14 protein-coding genes are annotated in these 20,110 nt (G+C 43.6%); 2 read left to right on the top strand and 12 right to left on the bottom strand.

Features of this window, described 5'->3' with window-relative positions; all coding sequences use genetic code 11:
- The first annotated feature begins 17 nt into the window (after positions 1 to 17).
- Positions 18 to 1,643: an ABC transporter substrate-binding protein gene (locus ACI882_RS12470; RefSeq protein WP_411745281.1), complete on the top strand. Its 1,626-nt coding sequence runs from the start codon at positions 18 to 20 to the stop codon at positions 1,641 to 1,643.
- A 52-nt stretch (positions 1,644 to 1,695) separates the two neighbouring features.
- On the opposite strand, the gene ACI882_RS12465 is transcribed toward ACI882_RS12470, so the two are convergent.
- The 5 genes from ACI882_RS12465 to ACI882_RS12445 all read right to left on the bottom strand — a co-directional run bounded on the left by ACI882_RS12465 (position 1,696) and on the right by ACI882_RS12445 (position 11,381).
- A complete protein-coding gene (locus tag ACI882_RS12465; RefSeq protein ID WP_411745280.1) occupies positions 1,696 to 2,697 on the bottom strand; it encodes a LacI family DNA-binding transcriptional regulator in 1,002 nt (333 codons plus the stop codon).
- A 176-nt stretch (positions 2,698 to 2,873) separates the two neighbouring features.
- Positions 2,874 to 4,958 carry a methyl-accepting chemotaxis protein gene (locus ACI882_RS12460; RefSeq protein ID WP_411745279.1) on the bottom strand — a complete coding sequence of 695 codons (2,085 nt, stop codon included), beginning with the start codon at positions 4,956 to 4,958 and terminating at the stop codon, positions 2,874 to 2,876.
- A 112-nt stretch (positions 4,959 to 5,070) separates the two neighbouring features.
- Positions 5,071 to 7,527 carry a GH36-type glycosyl hydrolase domain-containing protein gene (locus ACI882_RS12455; protein ID WP_411746361.1) on the bottom strand — a complete coding sequence of 819 codons (2,457 nt, stop codon included), beginning with the start codon at positions 7,525 to 7,527 and terminating at the stop codon, positions 5,071 to 5,073.
- 42 nt (positions 7,528 to 7,569) lie between these two features.
- Positions 7,570 to 8,796 (bottom strand): AGE family epimerase/isomerase, encoded by a 1,227-nt coding sequence (locus tag ACI882_RS12450; RefSeq protein WP_411745144.1) that lies wholly within the window; start codon positions 8,794 to 8,796, stop codon positions 7,570 to 7,572.
- Positions 8,797 to 8,972: 176 nt separating this feature from the next.
- Positions 8,973 to 11,381 (bottom strand): GH36-type glycosyl hydrolase domain-containing protein, encoded by a 2,409-nt coding sequence (locus tag ACI882_RS12445; protein WP_411745145.1) that lies wholly within the window; start codon positions 11,379 to 11,381, stop codon positions 8,973 to 8,975.
- Between the two features lie 236 nt (positions 11,382 to 11,617).
- Here ACI882_RS12445 and ACI882_RS12440 point away from each other — a divergent pair, with 236 nt between their 5' ends.
- Entirely contained in the window at positions 11,618 to 13,096 is a 1,479-nt protein-coding gene (locus ACI882_RS12440; protein ID WP_411745146.1) for a pyridoxal phosphate-dependent decarboxylase family protein, read from the top strand.
- Positions 13,097 to 13,126: 30 nt separating this feature from the next.
- On the opposite strand, the gene ACI882_RS12435 is transcribed toward ACI882_RS12440, so the two are convergent.
- The 7 genes from ACI882_RS12435 to ACI882_RS12405 form a co-directional block, all read right to left on the bottom strand.
- Positions 13,127 to 14,083 (bottom strand): ABC transporter substrate-binding protein, encoded by a 957-nt coding sequence (locus tag ACI882_RS12435; RefSeq protein ID WP_411745147.1) that lies wholly within the window; start codon positions 14,081 to 14,083, stop codon positions 13,127 to 13,129.
- Positions 14,084 to 14,168: 85 nt separating this feature from the next.
- The gene (locus ACI882_RS12430; protein WP_411745148.1) at positions 14,169 to 15,131 is read right to left on the bottom strand and encodes an iron-siderophore ABC transporter substrate-binding protein; all 963 of its coding nucleotides are present in this window, start codon (positions 15,129 to 15,131) and stop codon (positions 14,169 to 14,171) included.
- Positions 15,132 to 15,218: 87 nt separating this feature from the next.
- A complete protein-coding gene (locus tag ACI882_RS12425; protein ID WP_411745149.1) occupies positions 15,219 to 16,184 on the bottom strand; it encodes an ABC transporter substrate-binding protein in 966 nt (321 codons plus the stop codon).
- A 65-nt stretch (positions 16,185 to 16,249) separates the two neighbouring features.
- Positions 16,250 to 17,206, bottom strand: coding sequence for an ABC transporter substrate-binding protein (locus ACI882_RS12420; RefSeq protein WP_411745150.1), 957 nt, complete (start codon positions 17,204 to 17,206; stop codon positions 16,250 to 16,252).
- Between the two features lie 12 nt (positions 17,207 to 17,218).
- Positions 17,219 to 18,061 carry a hypothetical protein gene (locus ACI882_RS12415; protein ID WP_411746796.1) on the bottom strand — a complete coding sequence of 281 codons (843 nt, stop codon included), beginning with the start codon at positions 18,059 to 18,061 and terminating at the stop codon, positions 17,219 to 17,221.
- A 59-nt stretch (positions 18,062 to 18,120) separates the two neighbouring features.
- Positions 18,121 to 19,020: a sucrase ferredoxin gene (locus ACI882_RS12410; protein WP_411745179.1), complete on the bottom strand. Its 900-nt coding sequence runs from the start codon at positions 19,018 to 19,020 to the stop codon at positions 18,121 to 18,123.
- A gap of 15 nt (positions 19,021 to 19,035) precedes the next feature.
- Positions 19,036 to 20,109: a FecCD family ABC transporter permease gene (locus tag ACI882_RS12405; protein ID WP_411745178.1), complete on the bottom strand. Its 1,074-nt coding sequence runs from the start codon at positions 20,107 to 20,109 to the stop codon at positions 19,036 to 19,038.
- Position 20,110: the final 1 nt, after the last annotated feature.

Below are 20,110 nucleotides of genomic sequence, written 5' to 3'. Positions count from 1 at the left end.
TTTGAGGAAGTATAGAAATGCTGAATCGTTTTTTTATAGCCGTTTTACTGTTGTGTAATGTTTCATTTGCATCTAATGACTTAACATTGATTCCAACCCATACTAATGGGTTTGTAAGAAATTTTAACCCATTTGAATCGACAATTGGTTCTTTTTATGCGACGGATTTCGTTTATGAGCCTCTATGGATTTTTAATGTTTGGCACCCAGATAAAAATTTTCCTCGCTTAGCTAAGAGTGTAGAGATCAGTGAAGACTTAGAGTCTATAACATACACTTTAAGGGAAGGAGTAAAGTGGTCAGATGGAAATAGCTTTAGTGCGGATGATGTTGTTTTTACTGTGGATTACGCGAAACTACATCCGAACTACGGAATTAATATTACTAGCTTGGTTGATCGCGCGGAAAAAATTAACGCAACCACTGTGAAGTTTTATTTAACTAGGAAGGACGCCCTAGCACATGAAATTATAGGCCGACTTTACCCATTGCCAAAACACATTTTTGAAAATGTAGATGACCCTGTTAACTTTGCAAATGCAGAGCCTGTTGGTACTGGCCCATTTACTGAGGTGACACATTTTAAGACCACCTATTTTAAAATATGTCGTAATCCAAATTACTACCAAGCAGATCAGCTTAAAGTGGATTGTTTGAAATTTCCACATTATTCAGGCAATGAACAACTTTGGGCCGCGGCTCGTCGAGGTAAAATTGATTGGTTGGGAGAGGGTATTCAAGATCCCGTTAATAACTTCTCTAAATACCTTGAGACTAATAAGTATTGGCTTGCACCAGGTGCCAATACTAACTTGCAAATTAATACTCAAAAAGCACCCATGAATGATGTTAAATTTCGTCGTGTTTTGAGCATGGCAATCAATCGCGCCAAATTGAGAAATGTTGATACATTCGGCCTAACTAGCCCAACACATTGGCCAGTAGGTACAGGCCCTTTATATGAGGCGTGGTATGATGAAACTAAATTGGCACCTTATAAATATTTGATGGAATATAACCCAGAGGCTGCTAAGAAAGCTTTAGATGAAGCAGGCTACGTAGACGCCAATAATGACGGAGTTAGAGACTTACCCAACGGAGAGCCGTTTCGTATTGGTATCGCGGTTCCAAGTGGCTGGACAGATTGGCTAAACTCTGTGTTCACCATCGTGGATAACTATAAAGCGATTGGCATAGACGCTTATGTGGCTTCAATGGACGAACAAAAGTGGTTTGAGCGAATACCTACCGGTGACTTTGACATTTACATTATGTGGACCAACCCGGGCATTACCCCATGGAAAATTTATTCTGAAATATTCAATTCAGAACTAATGGTTCCAGGGGCAATTGATGGTCAGGCGATGCACCAGTTTAAATCGACTAAAATTGAGCGGTGGCTAAAAGAGTATACTCTAACGCCTGATACACAGATGCAACATGAGCTTATCTCAAATATACAAATGGAAGTTGCCGAAAACGTTCCTGTCGTGGGGTTATTTGCAAATCCAATATGGTATCAATACAGCGATAAGAAATTTACCGGTTGGGTCACTGAGTCAAACCCCTATGTTCGGCCGCAAGTACATAAGGGCACGCCTGAGAGGCTTATTCATGTGTTGAACTTACGGCCAGTTGACTAGATAAATCTTCAATAAAACAGTTGATCCTCGATCAACTGTTTTGAATAGTCAGCTAGGTTCGTCGGCAAGTCGATCGGCGGATGGTTAACTTAGGTTCAAACTTATAGGTAATGTCATCCATTTCTTCACCGCCAAGTTTTAAGGCTAGGTGTGCAGATTGAGTCCCAAATTCGTTGACCGGGATGGTGATAGTCGTTAACGCAGGCTCTACGTACCGTGCCATCACCATATCATCGTAGCCAACAATACTGCATTCATCAGGAAGACTTTTACCCTGCTTTTTAAGCATGTTCATGGCGCCAATGGCCATATGGTCATTGTGAGCAAAAACTGCACTATAATTCAGTTTACGCCGGGCTAAACGTTCAATAGAGGTTTTGCCTCCTTGTTCCGTATAGTCAGACTCAACAACTAAATTATCGTCATAAGTTAGGTTGGCTTGTTCAATTGCTCGCCGATAACCCGCCAGCCTATTTCTAGCGTCTTTTTTATAAAGGGGCCCTGTAATACAGGCAATAGAAGTATGGCCTAAATCAATAAGATGTTGAGTTGCTAAGTACCCACCTGTGTCGTTATCTACAGAAATGCAATGATCGCTTAGTTCGGAAATATGCCTATTTACTAAGACAATAGGTACGTGACTATTATCACTTAAGCGAATAATGTCTTCATCTGGCAGCACATCTAAGTGCAAAATTAAGCCGTCGACCCGTCTTTGTAATAAGAAATCGATAGCGCCTAGTTCGCTTTCGATCGTATCGTGACCGCTGGTAACAATAAGATGTTTTCCGGCTTTGCGGACGGCGTTTTCAGCAGAGTTCATCATGCCACCAAAGAATGGGCCGCTTAGATCGCCAATAACCATACCAATTGTTTCAGATTTGTTGGTTGCTAGAGAACGAGCGAATGAGTTGGGTTGGTAGCCCAGTTCCCCCATGGCGGCGAGAACTTTCTCGCGAGTGGTGTCGGACACCCATTTATTGCCATTGACTACTCGACTAACGGTTGCGACAGAAACGTTAGCTAGTTTGGATACTTCGCGAATGGTGGCCATAAATACTTTACCTTGTACCGAAGAATAGACTGTAACCGGTTACATGGTGTATTTCCAGTCAAATTTGGGGGAGCCGGGGATTTTATCGAGGTTATAGACTGAATACAAATGATTATGAAGGATGAGTCGTTACAGCGGCAGCCCTATGTTGTCAGCAACAAGGCTGCCGAATCGCATCAAGGTATTATGCGGAAGCGTGATACCTTTAATTGCAGGTCAGACGCAAGTGATCTTAATTGATGGCTGGTTGCTTGAGACGATTCTGCCGAATGATGTGTTCGTTCGGCTAAGTCAGAAACTTGGTGAACGTTATTGTTCAGCTCATTTACCGTCGAGGCTTGCTCTTCTGAGGCCGTTGCAATAAGTCGGCTTAGATCGAGTACCTCTTCCATGATAATTGAAAACTGAGCTATGGTATCGTCAGCAAGTTGAGCGCTGGACACACTGCGATTGACCAGTTCACCGCTTTGCTCCATAACTGTGACCGCTCGGGCAGACTCCTTTAGCATGCCTTCAGTCATCGCTTGAATCTCATGAGTAGACGCTTGAGTGCGTCCCGCTAATGCCCTAACCTCATCGGCTACAACGGCGAAGCCACGGCCTTGCTCACCAGCGCGTGCCGCTTCAATGGCAGCGTTAAGTGCAAGTAAGTTTGTTTGTTCGGATATGCTACCAATGGTTGTTAGTATGGTGGCAATGCTTTGCACCCCAACGTTGAGCGAGTCAATGACAGCTTTCGCTTCTGTTGATTGTAAGCTGACTTGATCAATCATATTTTTGCTGCTGGTGACATTTTCACGTCCAGTCTTAGAGAGCTCTCCAGCAGTGGTTATTTTTTCATGTGTTGAGCTGGCATGGCTGGCGACTTCACTAGCCGTCGCGGCCATCTCAGTTAGGGCGGTGGCGACCATGTCGAGTTCTTGTTTTTGGCCCGCAACAAACTCTAAAGTGTCAGAGGCTTGTGAAGAGACCAATTCAACACTCTTATTGATGTTCGTATTTGCATCGCCTATACCACCGACAATATCCCTAAGGCTGTTTGATAGCTGGCCAACAGATTCATTAATTTTACTGAATTCATCTGTGCCTTGAATAGGCTTAGGTTTTGAAAGCTCACCTTTAGCCAAACTCATTAAGTCATTCTGTACGATAGAAATAGCTTTCTTGAAATACCGGGTTAAATAAATTGAAATGAGCATGATCAGCAAGAGAGCGGTGCCACCTAAAAAGTACCCCATTGTGCGCTGGGTATCTAAGCTGCGTTGTATTTGATTGGATGAATCTGTTAAATCATTAAAGCCAATATCAATAAGCAGTGATGCGTGATTTAAAAGATTGTCTAATGTTTGACGAAAATTCGCTAACAACTGACGTTGATGTTGGGCGAGTGACACCTGTTGTGTTTTGAATTCTTGTAAGCCATTTTGATAATCATTATTAATATACTCACCTTGTACCAACAGCATAATACTGTCTGTGGTTTGGTTTAGAGCCCTTATGAGGTTGATATAGACATCAGGGTCTTCTCCGGCACGTAGGGGCAACGCCTGTAAAACGGTTTTATGGTCTCTTGCCCACCGCTCAATCGTAACATTAAATATTTCAAGCTCATCTAGACTTGACGAGGCTTTAAGCTTTTCAATGTATAGCATTCCCTCGTTCATCGAGGCACGAAACTCCTGTATTAAACTAATAACATAGTCGTCATCGAGTTCGTATAAAATATCTGACAAAAGAGAATCTAAAGTACTTCTTTGTTCATCAAGTTGTTCAATATCTTGCTTGATTAAGTCTTGGATATTGATGACGTTTTTTTGTTGGGCGGCTATACCGCCTATTGCAGATACAATGTCATTTGCAAGCGTTTCTATTTCATCTAGATCATTTTTTATTGCAGCCTCAAGCGTAGCGCTTAAGGTGCGGGTGTTCGCCGTTGCTAAAGTTGTCTTGAGTGCTTTCGTTTCAGCGTTAATCTTTTCGTTAAAGGTAGAAAGCTGATTTAAAGAAGTAGATTCTAACAACTCTAAGATAAGTGGCTCTAACTGTGAAGCCGTGCTTGAAATATCAGACATTTGTGTAAAAACTGGGATGGACTCGTCAGCCATTCGAGTTAAGCCCTCTTCGGTTTTGTTCGCATCGACCATTGTATTTATGAGGTTAACTAGAAAGAGCATGCCAATGAGGCCAAAGCCTAGCGAGATTTTTGCAACTAAGCTGGTCGGAATTGTAAAATATTTTTTTGATTTATCTATGATGGACATAAGTATCTTTTGACCCTCAAAAGTGTAAAGAATAAAACATTAAAAGGGAGTCGCCGCTAGGTGGCTACTCCCTTATTTCTTAGGCTCCATTCCTTAGAGGGGTATGGCTATCTTAACCCATAGTAACAATTACCTCATGACTTGAACCTTGATCAAACAGTGGCAAAATATTGCCTTCTACTGATTTCCCATCAACAGTAATAGATGCGATACCCTTGCTCACATTTTTTGGGTTGTTAATTTGGATGTTATAAGTCACACCTCTATAAACTCTTTTAACGGCATACCCTTGCCAAACTTTAGGAATACATGGATCTATTTGTAAACCATTGTAATGAGGTTTTATTCCTAGAATACTTTGCGTAATAGCAACGTAGTTCCAGGCAGCTGTACCCGTAAGCCAAGAGTTCTTCGCTTGACCTGGCGTAGCGGCTTCTTTGCCTGCAATCATCTGTGCATAAACGTAAGGCTCTGTTTTGTGTAGCTTAACTTTATCGTCTTGATACGCTGGCGCTATTTTAGTGTAGTACTCAAATGCTAAATCGCCATTGCCTCGTACTGTTTCACCAATCATAATCCATGGGTTGTTATGACAAAAAATGCCGCCATTTTCTTTATACCCTTGTGGGTAGGTTGAAATTTCACCGTATTCGATTCGATACTCGGTAAAGGCTGGGTAGTTCAAAACAATACCGAAATCACATGAGAGGTGTTCGTTGACTGAATTTAGGGATTTATCAACTAAACCTTCTTCTAAGCCGATACCGGCCATTGTACAAAAGCCCTGAGACTCAATAAATATTTTCGATTCTTTGGCTTCATGAGTACCAACTTTTTTACCGAATGCATCATAAGCACGCAAGAACCATTCACCATCCCAAGCGTTTTCTTTGATTGAGCCAACCATTGAATCAATATACATTTGAGCTCGTGAGGCTTCCTCTTTTTTGTCCAGCTGCTTGCAGAGTTCAACGTAGTCATTGCCAAACAGTACAAATTGCCCAGCAATCATGACAGATTCTGCTCGACCACCTTCTTTGTTTTCTGTTGTTTGGAAACTTTCGTTTGGATCCGTAGAGAAACAATTTAAATTAAGGCAATCGTTCCAATCAGCACGACCAATGAGTGGCAAACCATGCTCACCAAGGTTGCGAGTAATAAAGTTAAATGAGCGAGTTAAGTGCTCGAACAGGCTGGTCGACTTGGTTTCATCATTGTCGTAAGGCACCTGCTCATCGAGAATTGAAAAGTCACCCGTTTCTTTCACGTAAACCGTGACCGATTGTACTAACCACATTGGGTCATCATTGAAGTTACCACCAACGGCAGCGTTACCGCGTTTGGTTAAAGGCTGGTATTGGTGATATGCAGAGCCATCTTCAAACTGAGTGGCAGCAATATCTAAAATTCGTTGCCGAGCGCGATCTGGAACCAAGTGTACAAAGCCGATTAAGTCTTGGTTTGAATCTCGGAAGCCCATACCACGGCCAATGCCTGACTCAAAGAACGATGCTGAGCGTGACATGTTAAAGGTCACCATGTTTTGGTATTGATTCCAAATGTTGACACCTCGGTTTAAGCGTTCATCATCAGAGTCAACAATAAACTTGCTTAGCAATTCTTCCCAATACTGATTAAGTGAATTGAAGGCCGTTTGGACTTTGTCAACTGTATCGAAGCGTGCAATAGCTGCTAACGCTTTTGTTTTGTTGATGACAGCAGGAGCTTCCCACTTATCATCCTGTGGCATTTCAACGTAGCCTAGGGTGAAAACGTAGTCTTTTGTTTCGCCTGGCTCCAGCGTCACTTCAATATAGTGAGAGCCAATAGGCGACCAACCATGAGCAATAGAGTTGTTTGGTTGGCCGTTACTGACAACTTGTGGAGCCTCGAAACCGTTGTAATCACCTAAAAATTCATCACGCGAAGTATCGAAACCTTGAATGGGCGCATTCACTGCATAGAAAGCAAAATGGTCACGACGTTCGCGATATTCTGTTTTGTGATAAATTACCGAGTCTTTAACTTCAACTTGACCGGTGGAGAAGTTTCGTTGGAAGTTTGTCATGTCATCTTCAGCGTTCCATAAACACCATTCGACAAACGAAAACACTTTGATCGTTTTTGTTGTGTCGCCGTGGTTGGTCAGCGTCATTTGTTGAACTTCAAGTTGCTCGCCTTGTGGGACGAAAAACAAAACCGAACTGCTGATTGAGTTCTTCTGGCCGCGTATGCGGGTATAACCCATACCATGACGACATTCGTATTCATCTAGATCAGTTTTAAGTGGCTTCCAGCTTGGAGACCATGCTTCCTCACCATCTTTTATATAGAAGTACTTGCCGCCTGTATCAACCGGTACATTGTTATAACGGTATCGTGTGAGGCGACGAAATTTTGCATCTTTATAGAAGCTGTAACCGCCGCCGGTATTAGACAGGAGCGAGAAATAATCGGTATCACCTAGGTAGTTAATCCATGGGTAAGGTGTTTTTGGCGTCGTGATGACATACTCTTTATTGTTGTCATCGAAATAACCATATGAATTGTCTTGTATTTGGTTAGTCATAATTAAGTCTCTAATTTATCTTGAAATTGTCAATCGGTAATATCAACCAATACTCGGCGTAATGAGGCGGGTGGTTGATTGTATGTTTTCTTTTTGATTTTCGCGGGCAAAGTGAAAGCAGGCGCGAGTTGTATGATAACTACAGCGCCAAAAGTCGACTTTGTTCTTATTGCCAGCGGGTTCGAGCTTGAAGTTTAATACACTGAACCACTCACCATGCTGATGGTCTATCCAGTGCTTTTCTATGGCGACCCAAAGAGCTTTTAATTCGTCGATGTAAGTTTGCTTATGGGTAAGCTTAGCAGCTAACAATAAGGCATTTGATGCCTCTGTTTGTGGCCACCACAAAAGTGTCTTGAGTGCTCTGCCTTTAATATCTATACCGTATTTATAGCTACCACTGGCATGCTTGCAATGTTCAACGGTGAAATCAACTAACCGTAATAATTGGTTTTGAACTTTTGCTAACCGGATATCGTCACCTAATGTTTCGCACGCTAGGTAAACTAGGTAGCCCGCCTCAAAATTATGACCGTACGATGTCTCATTTCCACTCGGTTTCCAGTTTTGCGTGAAGCGTAAAGCTAAATGGTCTTGGGCGGGAAATATTCGGAGCAAGAACATGTCCACCAACTCTTCTAAATGGGCCTTTAGCGCCATGTCTTGAGTGCTTTTGATGTATTGCGTGACGGCTTCGAGCATATGTAACTGGTTACAGGTTTCGATGAGTGCGTTTTGCTCATGGTAATGACCTTCTAAGTCTCTACTGAGCTGGGATAAATAAGTTCCATCGAGCCGTAAAAAATACGTTTGCGTGAACGAAGTTAGATGCTGAGCAAGTTTTAACGCGTCAGAGTCTTCGCTGATTTGATAAAAAAGTGATGCCGCGAATAGGGCATATGCCTGTGCAACCGAGTGTTTGTGGGTTTCCAAGGGTGAACCATCAGCATCCGTGGACCAATACACTCCGCCATATTGCTCATCAACAAAGTTATTTTTAAATGTCGAGAAAAGACCTTTGGCTGTGGTCAAGTACTCTACATTTCCGGTGTTTTCATAGGCGTGTGAGAAAGACCAAAGGGTGCGGGCAAATAAAATAGCTCCTACGGGTGCTGATTTATCAGCAACGCCATGTTCTGAAACGGCCCCATAAAGCCCCCCATTTGGGCTAAGCGCTCTAGCTTGCCAAAAGGGTAAGACATTATTTATGACCTGTTTTTCAGCGAATTTGGCTAAAAAACAGGGTATTTCGGAATAATTTGAACTCATTTAACCCTTATAGACCGTTTTCAGTAGTTATATTGGTAAACGCTTGAGTGCTGATTTAACCGGAAAATGATTCAATTGTAAACGGTTACAGGTTCGTTAAGTGCAACTATTTGGGGTTCTATAGCGTTAGATCAAAAAAAAGGCGCCGAAGCGCCCGAAAATGTAACAGTGGTTGGTTAAAGTGTTACCGTAATTGTATGAGTTCCGCTTGGCTGAATCGGTATGAGTGTGCCTTCGATTCTCTCACCATTTAAGCTCAGCACTGTCACGCCTTTGTTGCGTTTATTGGGGTTCTTGACGTGAATTTCATAAGTTGCACCTCTGAATTTTCGTGTGACGGAAAAACTAGGCCAGTCTTTTGGAATGCAGGGGTCAACAATTAAGCCATTAATAGTAGGGCGAATACCAAGGATGTATTGAGTGCCCGCGACATAGGTCCAAGAGGCGGTACCTGATAACCATGCGTTGCGACCCATACCAAATTGTTTATGCTCATCACCTAAGATGTTTTGCGGATAACAGTAGGGTTCAGATTCAAATACCTTCATGTTGTCGTTATGAAAAGCAGGGTTTATTTGATTGTAGTATTCAAATGCTCTATCGCCATTGCCTTCGATGGTTTCTGCTATCATCACCCAAGGGTTTGAGTGCAAAAAGATACCACCGTTTTCTTTCGCGCCAGGAGGATAAGTGGATACACCCCCTAAGTTATCATCGTAACCGTTATAGCCAGGGCCGGAGAGTTTAATGCCGTACTGGGTGTTTAGTTTGTCATAAACCGATTGCAAGCTTTGCGTGCGACGTTCACCTTCACTAAACCCAGACATAACAGGCCAACTCTGCCCGTTGGTATAGATACTGCCATAGGTATTTTTATGAGAGCCGATAGGTTCACCCTCAGCAGTATAATAACGAACCCACCAATCGCCATCCCATGCAGTATCATTAACACGTTGTTTCATTGTCTGGTGATAATGGTTTAGAAGATCTGTGGTGGCATTGTCGTTAATAAATTCAGTAATGTTAACTAGCTCTTTGATTGCAGTGCCAAATAAGTTTGCGACAAATAAACTCTCGGCCCCAGCCGGAAGATTTACTGTGTCATTCCAATCTGCGAAACCTAGCAGCGGCAGTTTATGCTGGCCGACATTATTAAAAGTGAACGCGAGTGCACGCTTTAAATGCTCGTATACTGTCCCTAGCTCCCGTTCTTTTGGCGGTAACGTTTTGCTATAAAAAGGAATCTCTTTATCCAAAAAGTCAACATTGCCTGTTTCTTTAATGTATTGAGCACAAGCAAGTACAGCCCAAAGATGGTCATCGCCGTAGTATTTTGGCATATGTTCTTCTTCTCGGCTGTCACCTTCATTGGCCTCCATCGTCAACGGGAAATATTGGTGCATCGCAGAGCCATCTGGGTTTTGCACAGATAATAAACGCTCTAAAAACTCGCGCGCTTCTTCCGGCATGTGAGACATCACGCCGATCAAATCTTGAGAGGAGTCTCTGAAACCGATGCCTCGCGCACCATAGCCTAATTGGTACAACGATAAATAACGCGACCAGTTTTTTGTCGTATGACATTGACGAGGGTTATGAATATTCAGCATTGAATTCATTGCTTCATCGGGTGTATCGACAACCATTGTTTCTAAATAGTTAGACCAGAAATCGGCTAGCTCTGTTAACGCAGCATCAACGGCTTTGTGATCACGGTATTTATCGATACTCGGTCTTGCGCTAGTCACTGTAGTACTTTGGCCTAACTGGGTAATTGTTCTTTGTGTTTCATTGGCTTGTAAGTTGCCTAGTTTGATCATCAATGCCGCAATGTTATCGCCGCGATCGCATTCAGAGTTGCTGAGGTGTTCGTTTGCTAAACTTAGAGGATTCGCCCAAGAACCGAATTCATTGTCTCCTAAAAACTGCCGACGATCTCCATCAAAAGAATCAACCGCACGATCACAGGTGACATAGTTAACCGCCACATCTCGCTTCATAAAAGCATATTGCTCTAAAATGACATGGCCAGTTGTTTCTTTATGGGCCTTCACTGTCATGGTTTGTGGTACCCAGTCGGCATTGACCAGCTGCTTAAGAGCATCAAAGTGTGAGAACTCATAAACCGGAATAACATCAACAGAAAGCGGCTCGCCACTGATGTTGGTGATTTGTATATCTTGTAACAATACTTCTGCGCTTTGCGGCACAAATGCCGTTATTTTTGCACGAATACCATAGGCTTCAACCACCCAGCGCGAATAACTAAGCCCTACACGGCACTCGAAGGAATCTAGAGGTTTAAGTGTTGGTGTTAAAAATGGTGAAAACACAGTCGTACCGGCCGCGCTTTTAACACGCAAGTAAATGGTTGAGCCTTTAAAGTCAGACTGCGGCATTTGCGCGATGTACTTGGTCATACGGTTTAACGCAGGGTCTTGCTTGCAAATTAATGCCCCACCGGTGCAATCCATTAGACCGCCAAAGTTAAGCGTACCCACATAGTTGGTCCATTTAATCGGAGTTTTAGGGTCAGTCACCACATATTCTTTATTTTTGTCATCAAAATAGCCGTAGTTGTCCATAATTTCTCCGAAAGTTCTGGTTTAGCGACTCTGCGCTCCAGGGTTGCTAGAATTGAAAGGTTGTTAATTGACTTTCCTGTAACCGGTTACAATACGGATAGAGAGATGCCGTGACAAGGGGTCAAATCAATAAATCTTAGCTTTAGATGGCGCTCTTAAGTTAAGAGCATTCCCAATATGAGAGGAAGAGCCTAATATTGCGCGATCTTTTTCAACTAGATTAATAGAGGATGAGCATGAAGGATAAGGCCGAAACTAGGCAGTTAACCGAGAACCTCCAGCAAATTGGTAAGGCATTAGACCAGTATCTTAAATATGAGCACCCAGATGCACTCCACCCGAGTGCGAATTGGCGATCAATTTTAAACGAACCCGTGCCATTCAAAGGTGCTGGTTTAGAACAGGTGGTGTCATTACTCACAGAACAAATAATCCCTAATGGCTCTGCGGTATCAAAGCCGACCTTTACTTCATATATCACGACCGGCGGAACCACCGCGGCGACCTTAGCCGCCACCTCAGCAAACATCGCCTCCCCACAACGATATATGCAAACCGCTTTTAACTTTTTAGAAGGGCTTGCGTTAGAGTGGTTGGCTCAAATGTTTGGCTTAAAAGGTATGCAAGGTCTTTTTTCTAGTGGTGGCTCTGTTGCAAACTTGGTCGCCCTAGGAGGCGCTAGACAACATGCCTTTGAGCAGATTGGAATAGACCCTGCCGCAGAGGGTGTCAGTAAATCCGTGGTGATCTACGCAAGCTCTGAATGCCATCACACCATTCAACGAGCCGCAGGGGTTTTGGGGCTCGGGCGTCGCTGTGTTCGAAGTATAGATATTGATTATGCAGGGCGGCTCAATTTTGATTCGTTAAAAAAAGCGCTGGAACAAGATTTAGCCGAAGGCAAATTGCCGATAGCCATAGTCGCTAATGCAGGCACCACAAATCGAGGCGCAATAGATCCAATCAAGCAAATGGGTCAGCTTGCCAAAGCGCATAATATTTGGTTTCACATTGATGGAGCCTATGGGTTGCCCGGCGTGTTAGATGAACGTTTAGCGAAAAAATATGAAGGCTTGGAATACGCTGATTCAATCATAGTTGACCCTCATAAGTGGTTGGGTGCCGCCATTGGTGTGGGTGCTACCTTCGTAAAAGATCGAAGCTTTTTGGCCCGCGCTTTCACCCAAGAGCCCGCGGACTATTTGGAAGGCACCGTCGATCAATCCGTTGAAGCAAGTAACGTTGCTACTGTCACGTCGGAGCACTCCATGGATCACTTCGGTACGCCTTACTTTGACTATGGAGTTGAGCTGAGTTCACCGAGTCGTGGCGTCGTAGTTTGGGCCATGTTAAAAGAGATTGGTGTAGAAGGCATGCGCGAACGCATTAAGCGGCATAATGATATGGCAACCGAGCTTGCGCAAAGAGTAACGGCCCACCAAAACCTAGAGCTTCTTGGTGAGCCAGAATTATCAATCTGTTGCTTCCGATACACATCATCAAAAATAAAGGACTTAGATGCCTTTAATCAAAAACTTCATCGCCAGCTCATCCGCGGCAACATACATCTACCCAGTACAACACGTGTAAACGGAGCCCTTGCAATTCGGCCCTGCTTTATTGGTGCGAGAACCGAAGCTGAGCATGGGCGCGCGTTAGTCGATGCCGTGTTGGCGATTGGTGATGCAATGATTAACAGTGCGCAACCGCTTTAGGTTACTGATCCGACTTTTGCTTGTGTTGAACTATCGTGGCAGCGGTACGTATTCCCTGCCACCAATTTCAGAAAGTATCATATAAGTGACTGCGCCAAGGGCGTAATAAGAGTTTGTTGATCCGAGCGATCGGCTAACTAATAACATTTGCTTTTCACGACACGCATGCAATGCTTGGCAATATTGCGGCACGACACTCTTAAAGTAATCGCGAATATCTTGAGGGCCATCACCGGCTGTTGAACGGTAGGTCGTGATAATAAAGTCTGCATCAAACTCTTGTAACGCTTCAGCAGTAAAGTTTTGGTTGCCACCCTCTGGGATGGCCTTAATAATTTCAGGACGTTGGAAGCCTGCGTCAATTAGAACCTTACCAATATTGCCATAAGGGTTGAAAGCAAATAACTGCCCTTCATTTGCATGAATCGTTGATACCATAATATTTTCGGTATCGATGACTTCTTTGATCAACGCAATTTGGTCGGCATAGCGACGCTTCATGAGTGCCAGTTTTTCTGTCGTGCCGGTTAAGTCGGCTAATAGGTCAAATATCTCTTCATCATTTCGTTTCGTGTAATCAACTAAAATAGTTGGTGCGATTTTTCGTAGCGGCTCTGCCTCTAAAGATTGCCAAGCCGTGGTTAAAATTAAGTCAGGTTTTAAAGCAGCAATACGTTCAATATCCGCAGGGTAGTTTCCGACCCACTCAATAGCTGAGTTGTCAAAATCTAGACCTGTAATCGATCGGCTAGAGCGAATGAACGGATTACCTTCCGTATCGACTCGGCCATGGCTGCCAACAATTTCAGCGCCCAGTTCTAGTAATGGTACCGTCAAAACACTATCGTGTAGCGAAACGATGCGCAGCGGTTTCACCGGTATTTCAACTGATGCCCCGGTATCGTCAATAATCGTTCGGGTTTCTGCTGCCTGCAGCGACATGGCTGTTGTAAAAATGACACTTAAAAATATTATCAGTTGTTTCATGCTGACTCCTAATAAGAAGGTGAACTTTCGTTAAGTTAAAATCTCAACAAGAGCGTAAGGTAAAAAGTTAAAACATTTTAAGGGACTAATCATTTCGATTGTCTTTATGGGTGTTAGGGTCGCCATCTAAAGCTGCTTTGATCATTGGTTCCAATTGCTCAATGGCGAATGGCAAAGATAAGAGAGAGGCATGAGAGAGGGCGCTGGCTAGTTGGTCGCCCATGAAAATCTCTCGACCTTCTTTTGCCGCATTTAGAAAAGGGCGACCCGTCAGCTTATAAATATCGTCAAACCCTGAATAAGCCATCCAAACAACTAAGTCAGCATCAAGAAGTTCAATTGCTTCAAAGCTGATATTTACAACAAAGTTTTCGCCTTCCGTTAACGAATCAATTTCTTTGGGAACTGAGAAACCGATCTTTGATAGAAGCTGTGCGCGAATGTCATGACGAGAATAAATGCCAATATTATCAGAACGAACGTTGCTCATGGTGGCTGTCTTTCCTACCCATTCTGGATTCTTTTTCGCAATGTCGGCCAATTGGTTATTGATACCTTCAATTAGGCTGATCGCTAGGTTTTGTTTACCGATTGCGATACCCGTTAATAGTGCTCGATCATCCCATGACATGGCGTAGTCGCCGACGTTTTTGGGTACTGCAACAACGGGTGCAATCAACGATAATTGGTCATACATCGCTTGATCAATACCTGACCATAGCGCGATTATCACATCTGGATTTGTTGATGCGATTTGTTCAATGTTTAAGTCACCACGCAATATCTCAGGTGTGTCTTTTAACAATGGCTCCGCCCAAGGCCAAACTGCGCGTTTGTAATCACCGTACCAATATCGTATTGTGACGGGTTGAACATCAAGTGCCAGGAGGTCGTCCGCGCCCGTAAAGTCAACCGATGCTATTCGAGTTGGCTGTTCTTCAATAACCGTCGTTCCAAATTTATGCTTGATGGTTAGCGGGAACTCATCAGCATGAAGTGACATCGTTGTCGAACATATAATGCCTAACATTATGAGTAGGTGTTTCATGTTTGCTCCTAATTTAATCACGGGGTTATCGGCTCAGGAAATAAAGCCGAATTCCTTTTGTTTTCTGGGCGCGTAAAATGTTCGGTATTAGTTTTCAACGCTGTTTGCTAGAGTTGTTGGGTCGCCATCAATAGCCGCCTCGATAGCGGGTACGAGCCGGTCAATTGCTTCGGGAAGGCTAAGTAAGGTTCCATAGGACATTGCACCATTTAACCGATCCGTAGTTTTCAAAATGATTTCTCGACCTTCTTTAGGTGCGCGCATTAAATCGTAAACACCGAGTGCACGGATACTAGCTAATGGTTCAGCATCTGCAAACCAGAACAAAACATCGCTATCGAGATCGGCAAGATGTTCCGCAGAGATGCTTATGTAAAACTCACCTGGCTTGGATATCGCCGTGACTTCAGGTGCAATTGAAAGCCCGAGCTGGTTAATTAATGCGACACTGCTGTCACTGTCAGAATAAACCCCAATACTGCCATTCCAATAAGTGGCCATTGAGAAATCATGCTCAGCCCATTCAGGGTGAGCTTTAGCCACCGATGAAATTTTATTTTTTATGCCCGATATTTTTTGTTCTGTTTCGGCTTCTTTGTTTAATACTTGGCCAATGATGCGCGCACGTTCATCCCATTTAAGCTCATAATCACCGTAGCCTTTTGGAACTGCAATAACGGGGGCTATGCGGCTTAGTTGTTGATAATCTTTATCGGTAATACCAGATCTAATCGCGAATATAACATCTGGATTGGTACTTGCGATTTGTTCAAAATTCAAATCACCCAGTAGTATTCCTGGTTCTTCAGTGAGTAATGGTTGTGCCCAGGGCCAAATTCCATTTGGGTCATCACCAAACCAGTAGCGTGAGGTTAGCGGTTGAAAACCAAGAGCAAGAATATTGTCTGTGCCTGCGTAATCAATTGTTGCAATACGTTGTGGTTGATCTTCGATTACGGAGGTACCGTATTGATGCTCAAAACTAAATGGGTATTCCGTGGCAGTAGTTGCAACTGCAACAGAGATTAGTGTTAGGGTTATAATTTTTTTCATATCTATCTATCCAATGACCTTAAAGTTTTCCAACTTAAAATTAAATTTGTATGCTTTGATAAGTTTTAGCGAACCATAGGGATAAAATCCTTGCCTCCGATCTCTGAGAGGATCATATAAGTGACTGCACCGAGTGCGTAGTAGGAAGTTGTTCCTCCAAGGGAGCGGCTAACCAAAAGCATTTGCCCTTCGCGGCAGGCATGTAATACCTGACAATAATTCGGCATTATATTTTCGAAGTAACGCTGTACATCGGCCGGATAGTCATTGTTTGTGGAAGCATAGGTGGTGATGATAAAATCAGCGTCAAATGCCTGGAGCGATTCAGCCGAAAACTTTCTACTTTCCAGCATCGGAATGTCAGTGATAATTTTCGGACGTTGAAAACCGGCGTCAATCAGTACTTTGCCAATATTTCCATAAAGGTTGTAAGCGAATAGATTTTTTTTGTTTGCATGAATGGTGGATACCATTGTGTTTTCAGTGTCGATGACTGTTTTTATTAATTTAATTTGGTCTGCATAACGACGCTTCATCAACGTTAGTTTATCAACCGTACCTGTAATTTCTGCAAGGATGTCATAAATCTGCCACGCATCGTGCTTCGATTGATCTATTAAGACCGTTGGCGCAATTTTTCGAAGTTGATCAATATCTAAAGGTTGCCAGTCAGTAACGAGAATCAGATCTGGCTTAAGCGCTGCCACTCGTTCAATATCGATTGGAAAGTTGCCAACCCATTTGATATCAGAATTATCAAAATCTATACCGGTAATAGAGCGACTAGATCGAATAAAGGCACTGTCTTCTGTTTCACCACGACCATGGCTACCCACCAACTTAACACCTAGCTCAAGCAAAGGAACTGTTAGAACTTTGTCATGTAACGCTACGATTCGCATCGGTTCCTCTGGAATCTCAACATTTGTGCCGGTATCATCTACGATAGATTTCGTGCTTGCTGCTTGTAGTGGCATTGCGATTGCAAGTGCTATACATAGTATTACTAATTTCTTATTCATTTTATTTTCCGGTTAATTTGGGGCAGCGTTAACTGCAAGAGTAAATAAGTAGTTTTCAAAACGTTGCTGCTGTTCGTTTTCATCTAAATGCACGCAAGTGCTACAGTATCTTCCTGCTTCTGTTGTGTAATAGCGGCAACAACCGCCGCGAATTCGAAACCATTCCTTTAGTGTTTCACCTGTTGGGCTGCTCTGAGCTGAGACGTTAAACTCCTTAAAGTGCCATTGGGCATTGGCTAACGGTTTTCCTGTGCTTTCAATAATGTCAGAGGCCCTGGCCTTGGCCTCTTCAACGGTGTTGAATTGCTTTCCCGCATGTAGATAAACAGCAGTTATAGAGTCCGTTAATAGTCGCCATTGAGCGGCTTTACTGAATCGTGTTTGATGATGAACTTCAGCTATAAAGGGCGTCATAATTTCAATGAGCTGTTTACCGAGTTGTTCCGCTGCTAATGGTTGGGTGCAAGGTTCTAGTTCGTCTAAGTGCCACTCATAAGTGGCGTAGGGTTGTGTTTCGCCGTCCAGATCACTAAAGCGCCATGCATCTAAAACACCAATGCGGCCGTTCCAAAGCGCATTAAGGCTGAGCTGGCTTAAATCTAAAAAGCACACAATGCTGACTAATCGCCAACTTAATTGATTAATTAAATAAGCCCCTTGGGTTCGAGCATCCGCACTCGGCTCTACTATCGCTTGATTGGCCAGTTGGCGAGTGATGTCACTCGGTTGTGCGAGTTGATTTAATGTTGAGAACTGCTGACCATTTTTAGTTACCGACAAGTTAATCTCTTCCATGACATTTCGAATTAAAGCATTATCAATGAGTGAGTTTTTTGATTCGGTAAAGATTGTCATGAGTTGTCTCTGTGAAAAAAATTTATTGTCGAGCCTGTTAAGTGCTCTCAATTTGAATTTCAGTTAGCGGCTTGCCACGTCCTAATGGTTACCGGTTCGTATTGGCTTGTGATATCTGAGCAAGTGCCATATCGACTTATTGTTAACGGTTGCAATTTGATACTTACTTGGCCTTGGTTGCCGTCACTTTGCCATTGAAACTCAACCGTGGTTTGGTCTTCTTGTTCGTGCTCTGAAGTTACCTGCATAGAGAAAGGTTGAATGCCTTGTGAAGCAAGTGTCTTTCGAGCTTCAATATCTGCAATTTGTTGGCGAGGTGTTAAGTCACCGTTGCCTCGATAGCAGGGTAGATAAGGTAAGTCTTGATATTCACATTCTAAAAGTGCAACGGTATGATTCGCTTCGATACGTCCATATTTGCGCACAGCGGGAAACACGACCGCTGCAGAGGCAAGTCGACAGCCACCTAAGTGGCTACTTTTCCAGACTTCAAAATGCCCAAGCCAGTTTTTTTTCACGGCAAAATCCAGTGCTTTAAAGCTGGCGTTACCGAACTTTGCGCAGCACTTATCTTTTATGCCGTGGGTACAGCAGAGGACAATTTTGTGTTCTACGGGCTCGGTCTCCCATGCCTCTAAAGACTGTGCCGATTGAAACGCAGCTAAAAAGTCTTCCAGTTCAAAAGTTGGAATTTTAAACGCGCGCTGTTCTGGCATAAGGTAAGCGCGATGCCAATGTTTCGGCTGATCTGGGTGGTCAATTAGGTTCACTCTACGGCCACTGCCCACTAGATCAGATATATATTTTGAAACAACATTCGTCATACTTTTGGCTTGATGGAATGTTCGAGTCCAATCGCCAATTGGCCAGCTCAATAATAAATTGCTTTGTGGGTGGCCGCCGGTGCCGGCTAAAGGTTCATTAACCTGCCGACTATATTGAGCACAAAAATCAGTCATATAAATACCTCAACACTAAATTGTGCTTTTTGCTTGTGATCGGCTAAGTAAAAAGACGAATACGGGAACACCAATAATGGCAGTGACTAAACCTGCGGGAATTTGCACCGGAGCAAAGAGCACGCGACCTAATAAATCCGCTAGCGTAACCGTGAAGGCACCGATGGCCGCACTGATCATTAGATGCAACCCTACACCGCTACGTGAGATGCGACGCGCGGCATGCGGTGCAATAAGGCCGACAAAACCTAAGGGCCCAACCGCAGCCGTTGCGATGGCGGCAAAACCTACCGAGACGCTGATCAATGCAATACGTAACCATTTAGTGGATGCGCCGAGCCCGATTGCGGTTGCTTCACCCATTTGTAATGCGGCCATGGAGCGGCTTAAGCCTAATAGCAATGGCAGCAAAGCGATGAACCAAATAGCCAGCATTTGAACTTCATCCCAGCCTGCAGAGTTGATACTGCCGCTTAACCAAGCCAACGCTGACATAGCCCGCTCAATTTGCCCGTAAGTCATTAATGCTGATGTGATTGAACTGATAAAGGCAGCCACACCAATGCCCATTAAGATAAAACGAATAGAGCTGCCGTTACGGTTATTCCAGCTAAGCATCATGATCAAACCTGCGATACCGAGCGACCCCCCAAAGGCAGCCCATGATCGCCATTGATCGCTGTATTCTGACCAAAGAACTGTTAGTGAAATAACGGCCAACCCAGCACCTTGTGAGATGCCGACTAAGGATGGATCGGCTAAGCCATTGCGAGTGACGTTTTGTAGCGACGCACCAGAGAGTGCCAGCATGGCACCGACCAGCGCCGACACCAAGGTGCGAGGAAAGCGAAATTCCCAAACGACAATAGTTATTTGATCATCTACTGAGCGATCGAGTAGTGTGTTCCAAACCTGAGTTAAACTGATGTCGTAACTGCCCAGCGTTAAACTGATCGCCATTAATAAAACAGTGGAACATGTTAAAGCGACAAATATAAGTAACGCAGCAATGGGCAAGCGTAATGAGAAGCGCTCATTAAAGAAGCGAATGACCAAGCCAGTTGGGCGAGCAGAATCGAGAAACATCATC

It is taken from the genome of Reinekea sp. (genome assembly GCF_046710285.1).
In the GTDB taxonomy this organism is placed as follows: Bacteria; Pseudomonadota; Gammaproteobacteria; order Pseudomonadales; family Natronospirillaceae; genus Reinekea.
Note: the sequence above shows the minus strand (reverse complement) of the source record. Positions and strands in the feature narration are given on the sequence as shown.